The sequence below is a fragment of the Paenarthrobacter sp. NyZ202 genome, assembly GCF_049860755.1.
Taxonomy (GTDB): domain Bacteria; phylum Actinomycetota; class Actinomycetes; order Actinomycetales; family Micrococcaceae; genus Arthrobacter.
In genome coordinates, this window is sequence record NZ_CP187556.1 from 2,665,496 (window position 1) to 2,677,569 (window position 12,074).

The window sequence follows — 12,074 nt, forward strand, 5'->3', positions numbered from 1 at the left end:
CCTACAGTCTACCGGCGTCAGCCGGCCGTCCTGTCACCGGTAATATCGACGGGTGCTGATTCTCCTCCCGCCTTCCGAAGGCAAGACGCCCGCCGCCCCAGGCCCCGCCGTCGAATGGGAAAGCCTGAGCTTTCCGGAACTGAACCCTTCCCGGGCCAAAGTCCTGGAGGCGCTGGGTACGGTCAGTGCGCATGAGGACGCACTCGCCCTCCTCGGCGTCGGCGCTTCGCTGCGTGAGGACGTCGAGCGCAATACACGGCTGCATGCGGAACCGGCCGCACCGGCGCACCAGGTCTACTCCGGCGTGCTCTATGACGCTCTGGGCTACGACTCAATGACTCCGACGCAGCGCCGCAAGGCGACCGAAACGATCCTCGTCGTCTCTGCCCTCTGGGGTGCCATCGGCTTTGGCGACCACGTGCCCGCCTATCGGCTGTCCATGGGAACGGCACTGCCCGACGTCGGACGCCTCGCCTCCTACTGGAAGCCCCAACTGGGTGCCGCCCTCGCCGGGAGGGCGGAAGGCGAGCTCGTGGTGGACTGCCGTTCGAGCACCTACGCGGCCGCGTGGACGCCGCCGGCTCAGCAGACGGTTGCCGTCAACGTCTTCAGCGAATCAAACGGCAAGCGCACGGTGGTGAGCCACTTCGCCAAGCACACGCGGGGCGAGCTCGCCCGTCACCTTCTGACGCGCAGGGGCAAGGCACCTGCGACGCCGGGTCAGCTCCTCAAAGCCGCCCGTGAAGTGTGGCCGTCAGAGCTTGTTGACGGTACGGCCAGGAAGCCGCATGCCCTCAACATCATTCTGAAGGGCTAGTTCCACTCCGCGGAACGGACCAGGATGCATCCTGAATCCGGGCAGAAGACGATGTCATCTTCGGCAGCAGCCTTCACTTCCGCGAGGTCGCCGGGACTGAGCGTCATCCCGGAACCCTCGGACTTGCCATGGAACAGCCGGGCCGCCCCAACTCCGCGCTTGGCAAGGGTTTTTTCGTAGACGGCCAGCATTGACTGGTCCAGCGATCCGGCGAAGGCCGCCCGTTGCCCGCGGACTGTGGTTTCCTCTGCCGCAATCTCCGCTATGGCCTGGTCGAGTTCGGCGCGGATGCTTCCAAACGAGTTCCGGATGTCGTCCACGATCGCCTGCTGGGCTGCTTCCCGTTCCCGCAGGGTGTCCAGGCGTTCCAGGATTTCGAGTTCAATATCCTCAAGATCCGACCGCCTTTTGGTCAGTGAAGCGATGTCGTTCTGCAGGGCCACCAGGTCCTTGGACAGGCCGGTCCCGCTGTTCAGCCTTGCCTCGTCGCGTTCAATGCGCGTGGCCACCTGCTCCACGTCCGCCTCGGACCGTCGAAGTTCCGCCTCGGCGTCGTGCACGGCAAGTTTTGCGGCACCCAGTTCGCCCTGGGCCACCCGCAGGGCATCTTCGAGGTCCACGATCCGGGGATCGTTTTCCAGCACCTTCCGCCGGCCGGCCAAGGATTTGAGCTTGGCGTCCAGTCCCTGCAGGTCAAGCAATTTCAGTTGTTCTGCCGGTGCTGCTTTCGCCACGCTTACCTCCGCCTGTAGTCGCCGGCACTGGGGATCAGGCCGGCGGGCCTTCCGGCCCTGTCCTGTAGATGCTAGTCGCCGCCGGGAGTAAGGATGAAGTCCCAAGGGTCGCTGTTGGTGGTGCTGACGCGGATCTCGACGTCGTAGCCCTGGTCCGTGAGCACGTTTCCGAGCGCTTCGGCCGCCACGGGGAGCCACAGCCATTCGCTGGCAAAGTGCGAAACGTCAATCAGGTAGGGGCGGCCATTGACCGCCCCCTCCCGGGCCTCCGACGCCGGGTGGTGACGCATGTCCGCGGTCACGTAGACGTCCGCGTTATGGGTCCGCACAGCATCGAAGAGGCTGTCTCCGGCACCGCCGCAGACAGCCACCCTCCGCACCAGGGCGTCCTTGTCCCCGGCCACCCGGACTCCTCCTGCAACAGCGGGCAACATCTCGAAGACCCGGGCCGCGAAGTCACCGAGCGTCTGCAGTTCCGGGAGGTCGCCCACCCTGCCGATTCCTTCTTCCGGAAGTCCGTTCGCAGCGACCGTCAACGGGGTGACGTTTTCCAGCCCGAACGCGTCCGCCAACACATCCGAGACGCCGCCCACGGCGGAGTCGCCGTTGGTGTGGACGGTGAGGAGGCCCGTTCCGCCCTCGATGAGCCGGTGAACCGCAAGGCCCTTGGCCGACGTGGCAGCCACGGAGTTCACACCCCTCAACAGCAGCGGGTGGTGGGTAATGAGCAGTTCTGCACCCCATTCCAACGCTTCATCGATCACGGCCAGTGTGGGGTCGACGGCGAACATGACCTTGGTGACGGGAGTGTTCGGACGCCCCACAACAAGGCCTACTTCGTCCCAGTCCTCTGCGAGGGATTCGGGCCAGAGTTCCTCCACTGCCAGCAGGACCTGGCCCAGGGTCGGTTCGGCATTCGCTTCGATCGTCCCGGCCTCATCGCCGGAGTCCCCGTTGGAAAGGGCGGTGTCTACTGCTTCCATACCTTTATTCTTACCTACTGGACCGATTCGGTCAGGGTCCGACTACGGGCAAAGCACGGCGCGGGCTGATGAGTCCGTCATGGTCCCGTAAGGTGTTGCGGGAATCATCACCTCCTCCAAGCCATTGAAGAAATCATGAAAACTTTCGTACTTGGCGGCGGCTGCTTCTGGTGCCTCGATGCCGTTTACCAGAAGACCCGCGGCGTCAGCTCGGTTGTATCCGGCTACACAGGTGGCCATCTTCCAAATCCCGACTACTACGAGGTGTGCTCCGGTACCACCGGGCACGCCGAGGTGGTTGCCGTGACCTTCGACGAATCAGTGGTTCCGGAAGAAGTCATCCTCGACATGTTCTTCGCCCTGCACGATCCCACCACCTTGAATCGACAGGGCTATGACGTGGGCACCCAGTACCGCTCGTCCATGTTCTACTCGACCACGGAAGAGAAGATCCTGTTCGAGGAGGCCATTGTGCGTGCCCAGTCCCTGTGGTCCGATCCGATCGTCACTGAGGTGACGCGGCTGCCCGACTTTTATGAAGCAGAGGACGTCCACCAGAATTACTACGCAAAGTTCCCCTACCAGGGCTACTGCCAGGTGATTATTAACCCGAAGCTTGCCAAGGCCAGGAAATATTACTCTGCATGGCTTAGTGCTTAGCAGGGTTTCGCCGCCGCTGGTTAGGCTGACCTCAGCATTCCTCTTGAGAGATAGGCAAATATTTCATGGCAAGGATCTACGACGACGTCACACAGCTGATCGGCCGCACCCCGCTGGTCCGCTTGAACCGGCTCTCCGAGGGGCTTGAGGCCACCGTCGCGGTGAAGCTTGAGTTCTACAACCCGGCCAACAGCGTCAAGGACCGCATTGGCGTGGCAATCGTTGATGCTGCAGAAAAGTCCGGTGCCCTGAAGCCGGGCGGAACCATCGTTGAAGGTACGTCCGGCAACACCGGAATCGCCCTTGCCCTGGTGGGTGCTGCCCGCGGCTACAAGGTCATCCTGACCATGCCCGAGACCATGTCCACTGAACGCCGCGTCATGCTGCGTGCTTTCGGCGCGGAGATCGTCCTGACCCCCGGTTCCGAAGGCATGCGCGGTGCCGTGGAGAAGGCACAGGAAATCGTCGCCAACACGGAGAACTCGATCTGGGCACAGCAGTTCGCCAACGAGGCCAACCCGGCGATCCACCGTGCCACCACGGCAGAAGAAATCTGGGATGACACCGACGGCGAAGTAGACATCTTCGTAGCCGGCGTCGGCACTGGCGGAACAGTCACCGGCGTGGGCCAGGTCCTCAAGGAACGCAAGCCCGGCGTCCAGATCGTGGCCGTCGAACCGAAGGACTCCCCGATCCTCAACGGCGGCGCCCCCGGCCCTCACAAGATCCAGGGCATCGGTGCCAACTTCGTGCCCGAAATCCTGGACACCAACGTCTACGACGAAGTCCTGGACGCAACCCTCGAGGACTCCGTCCGCGTGGCCCGTGACCTCGGTGCGCGCGAAGGCATCCTGGGCGGCATCTCCTCCGGTGCCATCGTCTGGGGCGCCCTGGAGCTGGCCAAGCGTCCCGAGAACAAGGGCAAGCTGATTGTGGCTGTGGTGTGTGACTTCGGTGAACGTTACATCTCCACTGTCCTCTTTGATGACATCCGCGGCTAACACTTGGCCCGCAGTCATCCGTTTCCTGTAGAAAGGTCTTTGTGAGCTTCTTCGCAAGGCTTAAGGAAGACCTCGATGCCGCCCGGTCCCACGACCCGGCGGCTCGAGGTTCTTTTGAGAACTTTTTCGCCTACTCGGGCCTTCATGCCATTTGGGCGCACCGCCTGACCCATAAGCTGTGGCAGAACCCGGCCCTCCGCTTTCCGGCACGGCTGATTTCCCAGCTGGCGCGTTTCATGACCGGCATCGAAATCCACCCGGGCGCAACCATCGGGCGCCGCTTCTTCATCGATCATGGAATGGGCGTCGTCATCGGCGAGACTTCCGAGATCGGCGACGACGTGATGATCTACCACGGGGTGACCCTGGGCGGACGGTCCCTGGCCAAGGTCAAACGGCACCCCACCATCGGGAACCGCGTGACCATCGGCGCCGGAGCCAAAGTCCTTGGCCCCATCACGATCGGTGACGACAGCGCGATCGGCGCCAACGCCGTCGTGGTCAAGAACGCACCGCCCGAATCGATCATCACGGGCATCCCGGCCACCTGGCGGCATCGCGACGCCAGGTTGGAAACAAAACCGGCGGTGGATCCGGCCGAGTACTACATCGAGTACCGGATTTAGCTGCCCAGCCTCTTGTAGAGGTTCTCAAGGAAGATATCGAATACGCGGTCGGGCAGCGCCCGCCGCAACGCCAGGATGCTCCAGGCACCCCTGCCCACCGGGTAGCGGGTCCTGGGGCGTCGTGCTGTTGCCGCGCGGACCATGGAGCGCGACACCGCACCGGGTGGGGTGGCCAGCACGTGACCGGACGTCGATGCCAGAGCAGCAGCTACCGTATGCGCCTGGGCGCCGTAGGGGCCGTCCCCGGACCGTGAGAGCAATGACTCCCCCGCTATGGTCCCCCACTCGGTATCAGTTCCGGCGGGTTCGATGATCACAACGTCGATGCCATGTGGCCCGAGCTCCAAGCGCAACGAATCGCTCATGCCTTCCACCGCGAACTTGGTTCCGTGGTACCAGGCACCCAATGGCTCATACATTTTCCCGCCAATGGACGACACGTTGATGATCCGGCCGGACCCCGCCCGCCGCATCCCGGGAATGACGAGCTGGCACATCCTCGCCAGGCCCATCACGTTGACCTCGAACTGCCTCCGGCCCTCCTCCAACGGAACGTCCTCCAGGGAACCGTAGGACCCGTAGCCTGCATTATTGATGAGGACATCCACGTGGCCATGGGCCGCCTCGACAGCAGCCACGGCAGCCGTCATCGATTCATCAACCATGACGTCCAGGGACATCACGTTGACCCCGATCCCTTTAAGCGGCTCCATCCGCTCCACGCGACGGGCCCCTGCATAGACCACGAAGCCTTGCGCAGCTAGGTCACGTGCAGTTTCAAAGCCAATGCCGGAGGATGCCCCGGTTACCAGAGCGACGCGGTCAGGCATGGACATACTCCTTCGATGGGACGGCAAAGGCCGGTCCCTCCCAGCCTACGGGAGGAACCGGCCTTGCATCCTGGCGCCTAGTGGGTGTCGACGGCGGAGATCTCCGACTTGTCTTCGCCCCAGAGGGTGTGGAAGGTGCCTTCGGCGTCAACGCGGCCGTAGGTGTGTGCACCGAAGAGGTCGCGCTGGCCCTGGATCAGGGCGGCGGCTACGCGCTTGCGGCGCAGGCCATCGTAGTAGGCCAGCGAAGAAGAGAACACCGGAACGGGGATGCCCAGCTGGACAGCGGTGGCCACCACGCGGCGCCAGGCCGGCAGTGCCTCGGCGATCGCCTTGGTGAAGGCCGGTGCGAACAGCAGGTTGGCAGGCTTTTCATCCGCGGCGTAGGCCTTGGTGATGTCCTTGAGCAGTTCCGCGCGGATGATGCAACCGGCCCGCCACAGGGATGCGATCTCGTCCAGCTTGAGGTCCCAGCCGTATTCCTTGGCGGCAGAGGTCAGCATGTCCAGGCCCTGGGCGTAGGAAACCAGCTTGGAGGCGTACAGCGCCTGGCGGACGTCCTCGACGAAGGTTTCGGGAATTTCGACGGCGGCTTCCTCACCGGCGAGCAGTTCCTGGCCCAGCTTGCGCTGCTCTGCCTGGGAAGACAGGGCGCGTGCGAAGACGGACTCGGCGATACCGGAGACCGGGGAACCGAGTTCCAGGGCGGAAATAACCGTCCAGCGGCCGGTACCCTTCTGGCCTGCAGCGTCAACCACGACGTCCACGAAAGGCTTGCCTGTCTTGGCGTCCACGTGGCCCAGGACCTCAGCAGAAATTTCGATCAGGAAGGAGGACAGGTCACCCTTGTTCCATTCAGCGAAGATCTTGGCTTGCTCGGCCGGCTCAATGCCTGCACCGGAGCGGAGCAGGTCGAAAGCTTCACCGATGACCTGCATGTCGGCGTATTCGATGCCGTTGTGGACCATCTTCACGAAATGGCCCGCACCGTCCGTACCGATCCACGCGCAGCAGGGCTCGCCGTCGACCTTGGCGGAGATCTTTTCCAGCAGCGGGCCGAGGGCGTCGTAGGACTCACGGGAACCACCGGGCATGATGGACGGGCCGTTGAGGGCACCCTCTTCGCCGCCGGATACGCCGACACCCACGAAGTGGAGGTCCTTCTTGGCCAGGGCCGCTTCCCGGCGGCGGGTGTCTTCGTAGTGGGAGTTGCCGGCGTCGATGATGATGTCGCCGGCTTCAAGCAGCGGCTCGAGCTGCTCGATGACGTTGTCCACCGGAGCACCGGCCTTCACCATGATCAGGACACGGCGGGGCTTCTCCAGGGAGTCCACCAGTTCCTGCAGGGTCTCGGTGCGGATGAAATCACCCTCGGAGCCGTGCTTTTCCAGCAGGGCGTCAGTCTTTTCCACGGAGCGGTTGTGGAGTGCCACCGTGAAGCCGTTGCGGGCAAGGTTGCGGGCCAGGTTGGCGCCCATCACCGCAAGGCCGGTGACACCGATGTGTGCTGACATCAAAACTCCAATTCGATCGTGTGAAAAAATCCTGCGGGCACGCAGGAAGCGATTTCATAACCAGGGGCTGTAATAAACCATACGTATTTAAGCGGCGGGCGGGAAAGCCACGCCCACTTTGTGGAACGGTGCCGCGTCATAAACAGTCTATGATGCGGCCACGTTCTTCCTGCGGCCGTGATGCGGGCGTTGCGCACCTCCGGAGCCCGCGCCACTATGCTTACCACTATGTCGACCAGCCTCCACCACCGCGCCGTTGAGCACCTCGGAACCCGGATCGTGGGGGGTTCCCTTCCCACCGGACATGTCATGCTGGCCGAGCATCTGGAAGACGAACTCAAGGTCTCCCGGTCCGTAGTCCGGGAAGCCGTCCGTGTGTTGCAGTCGCTGGGACTCGTGGAGACCATCAAACGCGTCGGCATCCGCGTCCTTCCCGCACACCGCTGGAATCCCTTCGATCCCCTGGTCATACGGTGGAGGTTGGCGGGCGAAGGCCGGGGCGCCCAGTTGAGGTCGCTCGCCGAGCTGCGTTCCGCCGTCGAACCCGTGGCCGCTGAACTGGCGGCTGCAAACGCTCCGGAAGAACTCCGCAAGGAACTGGCGGGGATCTCCCTGGCCATGAAGGAAGCCGGCGACGCCGGCGACATGTCCCGGTTCCTTGACCTGGACATCCGCTTCCATGCACTGGTCCTTTCCGGTTCGGGGAACGAGATGTTCGCCAACCTGATCGGCCAGGTCACCGAGACCCTGACCGGCCGTACCGTGCACGGCCTGATGCCTGAGCACCCGCAGCCGCAGGCCTTGCAGTGGCATATCGACGTAGCGGCGGCGATCGGTTCGGGCGACGGCCGGAAAGCGCGGGACGCGTCTGCGCAGATCATGCGCCAGACCATCGCGGAGCTGGCCCCCAGCTGGGACGACCAGCCCCGCGTTTTCGTACCCGTCGCCAAGTCCTAGCCCTGGAAGTTCAGCAGGACCTTCCCGGATTCGGCTGAGTTCCTGGCCACTTCGAACGCTTCAAGGCCATGGGCGAGGTCGAACTCGTGCGTCACCACGGGATCCACCTGGAGTGAACCGTCAGCCAGCGCAGCGATGACCTCGTCGATTTCGTCATTGAAGCGGAACGACCCCAGCAGCTCCAGCTCCCTGGTGATGGCCAGCGAAATGAACACCGGCTGTGGTCCGGAGGGAAGCAGCCCCACCATCACCACTTTGCCGCCCCGGGTGGCGCCCTTGATGGCTGAAGCGAGACCGAAATGGCTACCCGAGGACTCAATGACGACGTCCGCGTCCACTGCCGCGATCGCCTCGGCATCGTCGCCCTTCAGGACCGCATCGGCACCCACGGCGCGGGCAATTTCCCGTGGCCTGTCATGCATGTCGACGGCGGTGATCCGGGACGCCCCGGCCCGTTTCAGGACGGCGACAGTCAAGGCGCCGATCGGTCCGCTGCCGATGACCAGTGCGCTCTTGCCCGCGACGTCGCCGGCACGGGCCACCGCGTGCCAGGCAACACTCGCAGGTTCCACAAGCGCTGCCGTCCGAAGTTCCAAGGACGCCGGGAGTTCGCGCAGCATCCTGGCCGGCAGGTTCGCGTAGCGGCTGAAAGCACCATCGGTGTGGGGGTACCGCGCGGCGCTGCCCAGGTACGTGCATCCCGGAGACAGGTTGGGGCGGTCTTCGGGATAACGGACGTCTCCAGGGGCGGGAGTGGCTGGATGCACGGCGACGGGTGTTCCGACGCCGGGACCGCTGCCGTTCGCGGCCTGCTGGACCACGACGCCCACGATCTCGTGGCCAAGGACCATGGGAGCCTTGAGGATTGATTCTCCGGCCGCCCCATGAAGCCAATAGTGGAGGTCCGAGCCGCAGATGCCGCCGTAGGCGATCTCCACCACCGACTCATCCGCTGCGGGTGGCTTCAGCGGGATGTCCTCAATGCGCAGATCGCCCTTGCCGTGGGCCACAACCGCGGATCCGGATGCAGGAAGCGTGATACCCATCAGACCACCACCGTCATTCCGCCATCGACAAAAATTGTCTGGCCGTTAACAAAGTTGGATGCCTGGGACGCCAGCCATACCGTGGGTCCTGCGAGGTCGGCCACGGTGCCCCAGCGGTTGGCCGGCGTGCGGCCAAGGATCCAGGAGTTGAAGTCCGGGTCGTCCACCAGGTTCTGCGTCATCTCGGTGTGGATGTAGCCCGGAGCGACCCCGTTGATCTGCAGACCCGAGGACGCCCATTCCGCGGTCATGGCCCGCGTCAGGTTGCGCAGGCCACCCTTCGCAGCAACGTACGGGGCGATGGTGGGGCGGGCAAGGTCCGTCTGGACCGAACAGATGTTGATGATCTTGCCGTGCCCCCGGGGGATCATATGCCGCGCTGCTTCGCGTCCTACCAGGAACGCACTGGTGAGATCCGTGGTGATGACCCGCTCCCAGTCCTTGACGTCCAACTCCAGCATGGGGACGCGGTGCTGGATGCCGGCATTGTTGACCAGGATGTCCAGTGGACCGACGTTCTTTTCAATCCACTCCACCCCCGCTGCGGCTGATGCGGCATCAGTCACGTCGAACGCACGGCTGTGGACGCGCCCTTCGGGATAGTCGGCGGCCATGGCATGCTGGGCGGCTTCCAGCCGCTCGGTGCTGATGCCGTTGAGCACCACCGTTGCCCCGGCATCGGCCAGGCCTCGGGCCAGGGCATTGCCGATCCCCCGGCTGGAGCCGGTGACCAAGGCAACGCGCCCGGACAGGTCGAAGAGTCCACTCATGTCTTTGTTTGCTTTCCTTGTGGTTGGTGATGTGGTCAGTTGCCGGAACCGGTGGCGCCGGCGGGAAGGTTGGCGATCGCCTGGCGGACCACGGCGAGGTCGAGGTCTCCCAGGCCTTGGCGTTTGAGTTCCGCGTACAGGTCGATGGCGGCCGCCGCCATGGGCGTTGCCGATCCCACCTCGCCGGCGGTGTCCAGCACGAAGCCCAGGTCTTTGTGCATGAACTTGGCCGGTCCCGTGGGAGCGTAATCCTTGGCTGCAAGGCGGGGTCCCACCACCTCGAGGACCCGGCTGGCGGCCAGCCCTCCGGCAAGGACTTCGTAGAGCGCCTGAACGTCCATGCCCGCGCGTTCGGCGACTTCGGCCGCCTCGGCGAGTGCCGCCGTCGTGGTTCCTACGATCAGTTGGTTGCACGCCTTGGCAAGCGAGCCTGACCCGAGCGGTCCCATCCGGCGCACCGTGGTACCCATGGTGGCCAACAGTGGCTGCAAGCGATCGAAGTCGGGCCCGGAGGCACCGACCATAATGGCGAGTGTGCCCTGCCGGGCTCCCACTGTGCCACCGCTGACAGGGGCGTCCACCACCACGGCATTGCCGTGGCTGGCTTGGCGCACCTTCTCGCCGAACGCCTTCACTCCCGCCGGGGAGACACTGCTCATGACGACGACGGCGGTACCCGGCTGTGGTGGCCGGTCCGCCCAGGATTCGAGCAGGCCGGCAGCGGCGTCCTCGATCACGGGAAGGTCCGGCAGCATGAAGATGATGACGGGTTCATCCCGCAGGGATGCCGGGTCCGGTACCCGCTGGACCGCGGGAAGGCTATGGAAGGCTGCGTCCGAACGGTTCCAGGCGCTGACATCCCATCCGGCGCGGGCGATGTTTGCGGCCATGGGAGCACCCATGAGGCCGAGCCCGGCGAAACCCACTCGCTTGTCGTTCATTGGGGGTGGCACCTCACTTCGTCGTGGTCACAGGAAGGAAATCTGTTCAATATCCTAGCCTCCATTCAGTATGATGAACACTATGACGACTAATGAACTTATCGTCGCGATCGCCGTCCCACTCGAAGCCGAGCATGTGGAGCGAATCCGCGCCGTAGACCCCGCCGTAACCGTCCTGTACGAACCGGACCTTTTGCCGCCGGAACGGTTCCCCGCGGACCACGCCGGCGATCCTGCGTTCAAACGCACCCCGGAACAGGAAGAGCGCTACTGGGCCATGCTCAACCGCGCCAGCATCCTCTACGGGTTCCCCAATGAAAGCCCGGCGGGTCTGGCGCGCATCGCCGGCAGCAACCCGCACCTCCAGTGGATCCACGCCATGGCCGCCGGTGCCGGCGGAGCGGTCAAGGCCTCCGGCCTGGATACCGAAACCCTCCAAAAGTTCCACGTCACTACGTCCGCTGGTGTGCACGCCCTGCCGCTGGCCGAATTCTCCGCGTTCGGCATCCTCAACGGTTTCAAGCGCAGCGCCGAGATGGCGCAGGACCAGGCCAACAAAGTGTGGCCCGAACTGCGCACGCCCACCAAGCTGGTCAACGGGTCCCGCCTGGTGATCGCCGGACTGGGCGAGATTGGACTCGAAACCGCCCGGATTGCCCGTGCCCTGGGAATGAAGGTCAGCGGAACCAAACGCAACGTCGGGGACATCGACGGAATTGAGCAGGTCACCACCAACGACGGGCTTGCGGATCTTGTGGCAACCGCCGACGCCGTGGTCAACACCCTCCCCGGGACGCCGTACACGGAAAAGCTGTTCAACGCGGATATCTTCTCCGCCATGAAGCCCGGCGCCGTCTTCGTCAACGTCGGACGCGGCACGGTGGTTGACGAGGAAGCCCTCCTGGACGCCCTGAACAGCGGTCAGGTCTCCTATGCCTGCCTGGACGTCTTCGCGGTGGAACCCCTTCCGCAGGACAGCCCGCTCTGGAGCCACCCCAAGGTGCTTGTTTCCCCGCACACTTCCGCGCTGAGCTCGGCGGAGAACCGGCTTATTGCGGAGCGGTTCTGTTCCAATCTCCGCACTTTCCTGGACGGCGGCGAACTTCCGCACCTGGTTGATCCGGTCCACTTCTACTGAGGTCTCCGGGCCACCGAAAAGGCTCCGACCCCCGCGGGGGTCGGAGCCTTTTCTGCT

13 protein-coding genes are annotated in these 12,074 nt (G+C 64.2%); 6 read left to right on the forward strand and 7 right to left on the reverse strand.

The features are described 5' to 3' along the window. Window positions 1–52: 52 nt before the first annotated feature. Window positions 53–817: a YaaA family protein gene (locus ACPFL9_RS12360; RefSeq protein ID WP_426002979.1), complete on the forward strand. Its 765-nt coding sequence runs from the start codon at window positions 53–55 to the stop codon at window positions 815–817. Here ACPFL9_RS12360 and ACPFL9_RS12365 read toward each other — a convergent pair. Both ACPFL9_RS12365 and ACPFL9_RS12370 read right to left on the reverse strand, forming a co-directional pair. Next, on the reverse strand, window positions 814–1,551 hold the full coding sequence (locus ACPFL9_RS12365) for a zinc ribbon domain-containing protein (protein WP_426002980.1): 738 nt from the start codon (window positions 1,549–1,551) through the stop codon (window positions 814–816). The two genes, ACPFL9_RS12360 and ACPFL9_RS12365, sit on opposite strands and share 4 nt — an antisense overlap. Before the next feature lie 71 nt (window positions 1,552–1,622). Next, window positions 1,623–2,534 carry a Nif3-like dinuclear metal center hexameric protein gene (locus tag ACPFL9_RS12370; protein WP_426002982.1) on the reverse strand — a complete coding sequence of 304 codons (912 nt, stop codon included), beginning with the start codon at window positions 2,532–2,534 and terminating at the stop codon, window positions 1,623–1,625. 135 nt (window positions 2,535–2,669) lie between these two features. Between ACPFL9_RS12370 and msrA the strand changes: the two genes are divergently transcribed. From msrA to epsC, 3 genes are all read left to right on the forward strand, one after another. Beyond that, the gene (gene msrA / locus ACPFL9_RS12375) at window positions 2,670–3,194 is read left to right on the forward strand and encodes a peptide-methionine (S)-S-oxide reductase MsrA (protein WP_426002984.1); all 525 of its coding nucleotides are present in this window, start codon (window positions 2,670–2,672) and stop codon (window positions 3,192–3,194) included. Window positions 3,195–3,259: 65 nt separating this feature from the next. Further along, the gene (gene cysK / locus ACPFL9_RS12380; RefSeq protein WP_426002985.1) at window positions 3,260–4,195 is read left to right on the forward strand and encodes a cysteine synthase A; all 936 of its coding nucleotides are present in this window, start codon (window positions 3,260–3,262) and stop codon (window positions 4,193–4,195) included. Between the two features lie 41 nt (window positions 4,196–4,236). Next, on the forward strand, window positions 4,237–4,821 hold the full coding sequence (gene epsC / locus ACPFL9_RS12385) for a serine O-acetyltransferase EpsC (RefSeq protein ID WP_426002986.1): 585 nt from the start codon (window positions 4,237–4,239) through the stop codon (window positions 4,819–4,821). Here epsC and ACPFL9_RS12390 read toward each other — a convergent pair. Both ACPFL9_RS12390 and gndA read right to left on the reverse strand, forming a co-directional pair. After that, window positions 4,818–5,651: an oxidoreductase gene (locus ACPFL9_RS12390; RefSeq protein ID WP_426002987.1), complete on the reverse strand. Its 834-nt coding sequence runs from the start codon at window positions 5,649–5,651 to the stop codon at window positions 4,818–4,820. The two genes, epsC and ACPFL9_RS12390, sit on opposite strands and share 4 nt — an antisense overlap. Before the next feature lie 77 nt (window positions 5,652–5,728). Then, the gene (gene gndA / locus ACPFL9_RS12395) at window positions 5,729–7,165 is read right to left on the reverse strand and encodes an NADP-dependent phosphogluconate dehydrogenase (RefSeq protein ID WP_426002988.1); all 1,437 of its coding nucleotides are present in this window, start codon (window positions 7,163–7,165) and stop codon (window positions 5,729–5,731) included. Window positions 7,166–7,393: 228 nt separating this feature from the next. Between gndA and ACPFL9_RS12400 the strand changes: the two genes are divergently transcribed. Next, window positions 7,394–8,122, forward strand: coding sequence for a FadR/GntR family transcriptional regulator (locus ACPFL9_RS12400; RefSeq protein WP_426002990.1), 729 nt, complete (start codon window positions 7,394–7,396; stop codon window positions 8,120–8,122). Here the strand turns inward: ACPFL9_RS12400 and ACPFL9_RS12405 are convergent. From ACPFL9_RS12405 to ACPFL9_RS12415, 3 genes are read right to left on the reverse strand one after another with little or no spacing between them, the layout of a single operon-like run. Then, window positions 8,119–9,168, reverse strand: a complete 1,050-nt coding sequence (locus ACPFL9_RS12405) for an L-idonate 5-dehydrogenase (RefSeq protein ID WP_426002992.1) — start codon at window positions 9,166–9,168, stop codon at window positions 8,119–8,121. The genes ACPFL9_RS12400 and ACPFL9_RS12405 overlap by 4 nt on opposite strands. Then, entirely contained in the window at window positions 9,168–9,938 is a 771-nt protein-coding gene (locus tag ACPFL9_RS12410) for an SDR family oxidoreductase (RefSeq protein WP_426002993.1), read from the reverse strand. Before ACPFL9_RS12410 ends, ACPFL9_RS12405 begins: the two co-directional genes overlap by 1 nt. Before the next feature lie 35 nt (window positions 9,939–9,973). After that, complete coding sequence (locus ACPFL9_RS12415; protein WP_426002994.1) at window positions 9,974–10,879, reverse strand: NAD(P)-dependent oxidoreductase; 906 nt, start codon at window positions 10,877–10,879, stop codon at window positions 9,974–9,976. Between the two features lie 70 nt (window positions 10,880–10,949). On the opposite strand from ACPFL9_RS12415, the gene ACPFL9_RS12420 reads away from it, so the two are divergent. Then, entirely contained in the window at window positions 10,950–12,017 is a 1,068-nt protein-coding gene (locus ACPFL9_RS12420; protein WP_426002995.1) for a D-2-hydroxyacid dehydrogenase, read from the forward strand. Window positions 12,018–12,074: the final 57 nt, after the last annotated feature.

What these genes read in the sequence shown, in the direction of transcription:
- ACPFL9_RS12405 (WP_426002992.1), bottom strand. Translation starts at nt 9,168, where the DNA reads ATGGGTATCACGCTTCCTGCATCCGGATCCGCGGTTGTGGCCCACGGC.
- cysK (WP_426002985.1), top strand. Translation starts at nt 3,260, where the DNA reads ATGGCAAGGATCTACGACGACGTCACACAGCTGATCGGCCGCACCCCG.
- ACPFL9_RS12420 (WP_426002995.1), top strand. Translation starts at nt 10,950, where the DNA reads ATGATGAACACTATGACGACTAATGAACTTATCGTCGCGATCGCCGTC.
- msrA (WP_426002984.1), top strand. Translation starts at nt 2,670, where the DNA reads ATGAAAACTTTCGTACTTGGCGGCGGCTGCTTCTGGTGCCTCGATGCC.
- ACPFL9_RS12415 (WP_426002994.1), bottom strand. Translation starts at nt 10,879, where the DNA reads ATGAACGACAAGCGAGTGGGTTTCGCCGGGCTCGGCCTCATGGGTGCT.
- ACPFL9_RS12400 (WP_426002990.1), top strand. Translation starts at nt 7,394, where the DNA reads ATGTCGACCAGCCTCCACCACCGCGCCGTTGAGCACCTCGGAACCCGG.
- ACPFL9_RS12370 (WP_426002982.1), bottom strand. Translation starts at nt 2,534, where the DNA reads ATGGAAGCAGTAGACACCGCCCTTTCCAACGGGGACTCCGGCGATGAG.
- ACPFL9_RS12410 (WP_426002993.1), bottom strand. Translation starts at nt 9,938, where the DNA reads ATGAGTGGACTCTTCGACCTGTCCGGGCGCGTTGCCTTGGTCACCGGC.
- gndA (WP_426002988.1), bottom strand. Translation starts at nt 7,165, where the DNA reads ATGTCAGCACACATCGGTGTCACCGGCCTTGCGGTGATGGGCGCCAAC.
- ACPFL9_RS12390 (WP_426002987.1), bottom strand. Translation starts at nt 5,651, where the DNA reads ATGCCTGACCGCGTCGCTCTGGTAACCGGGGCATCCTCCGGCATTGGC.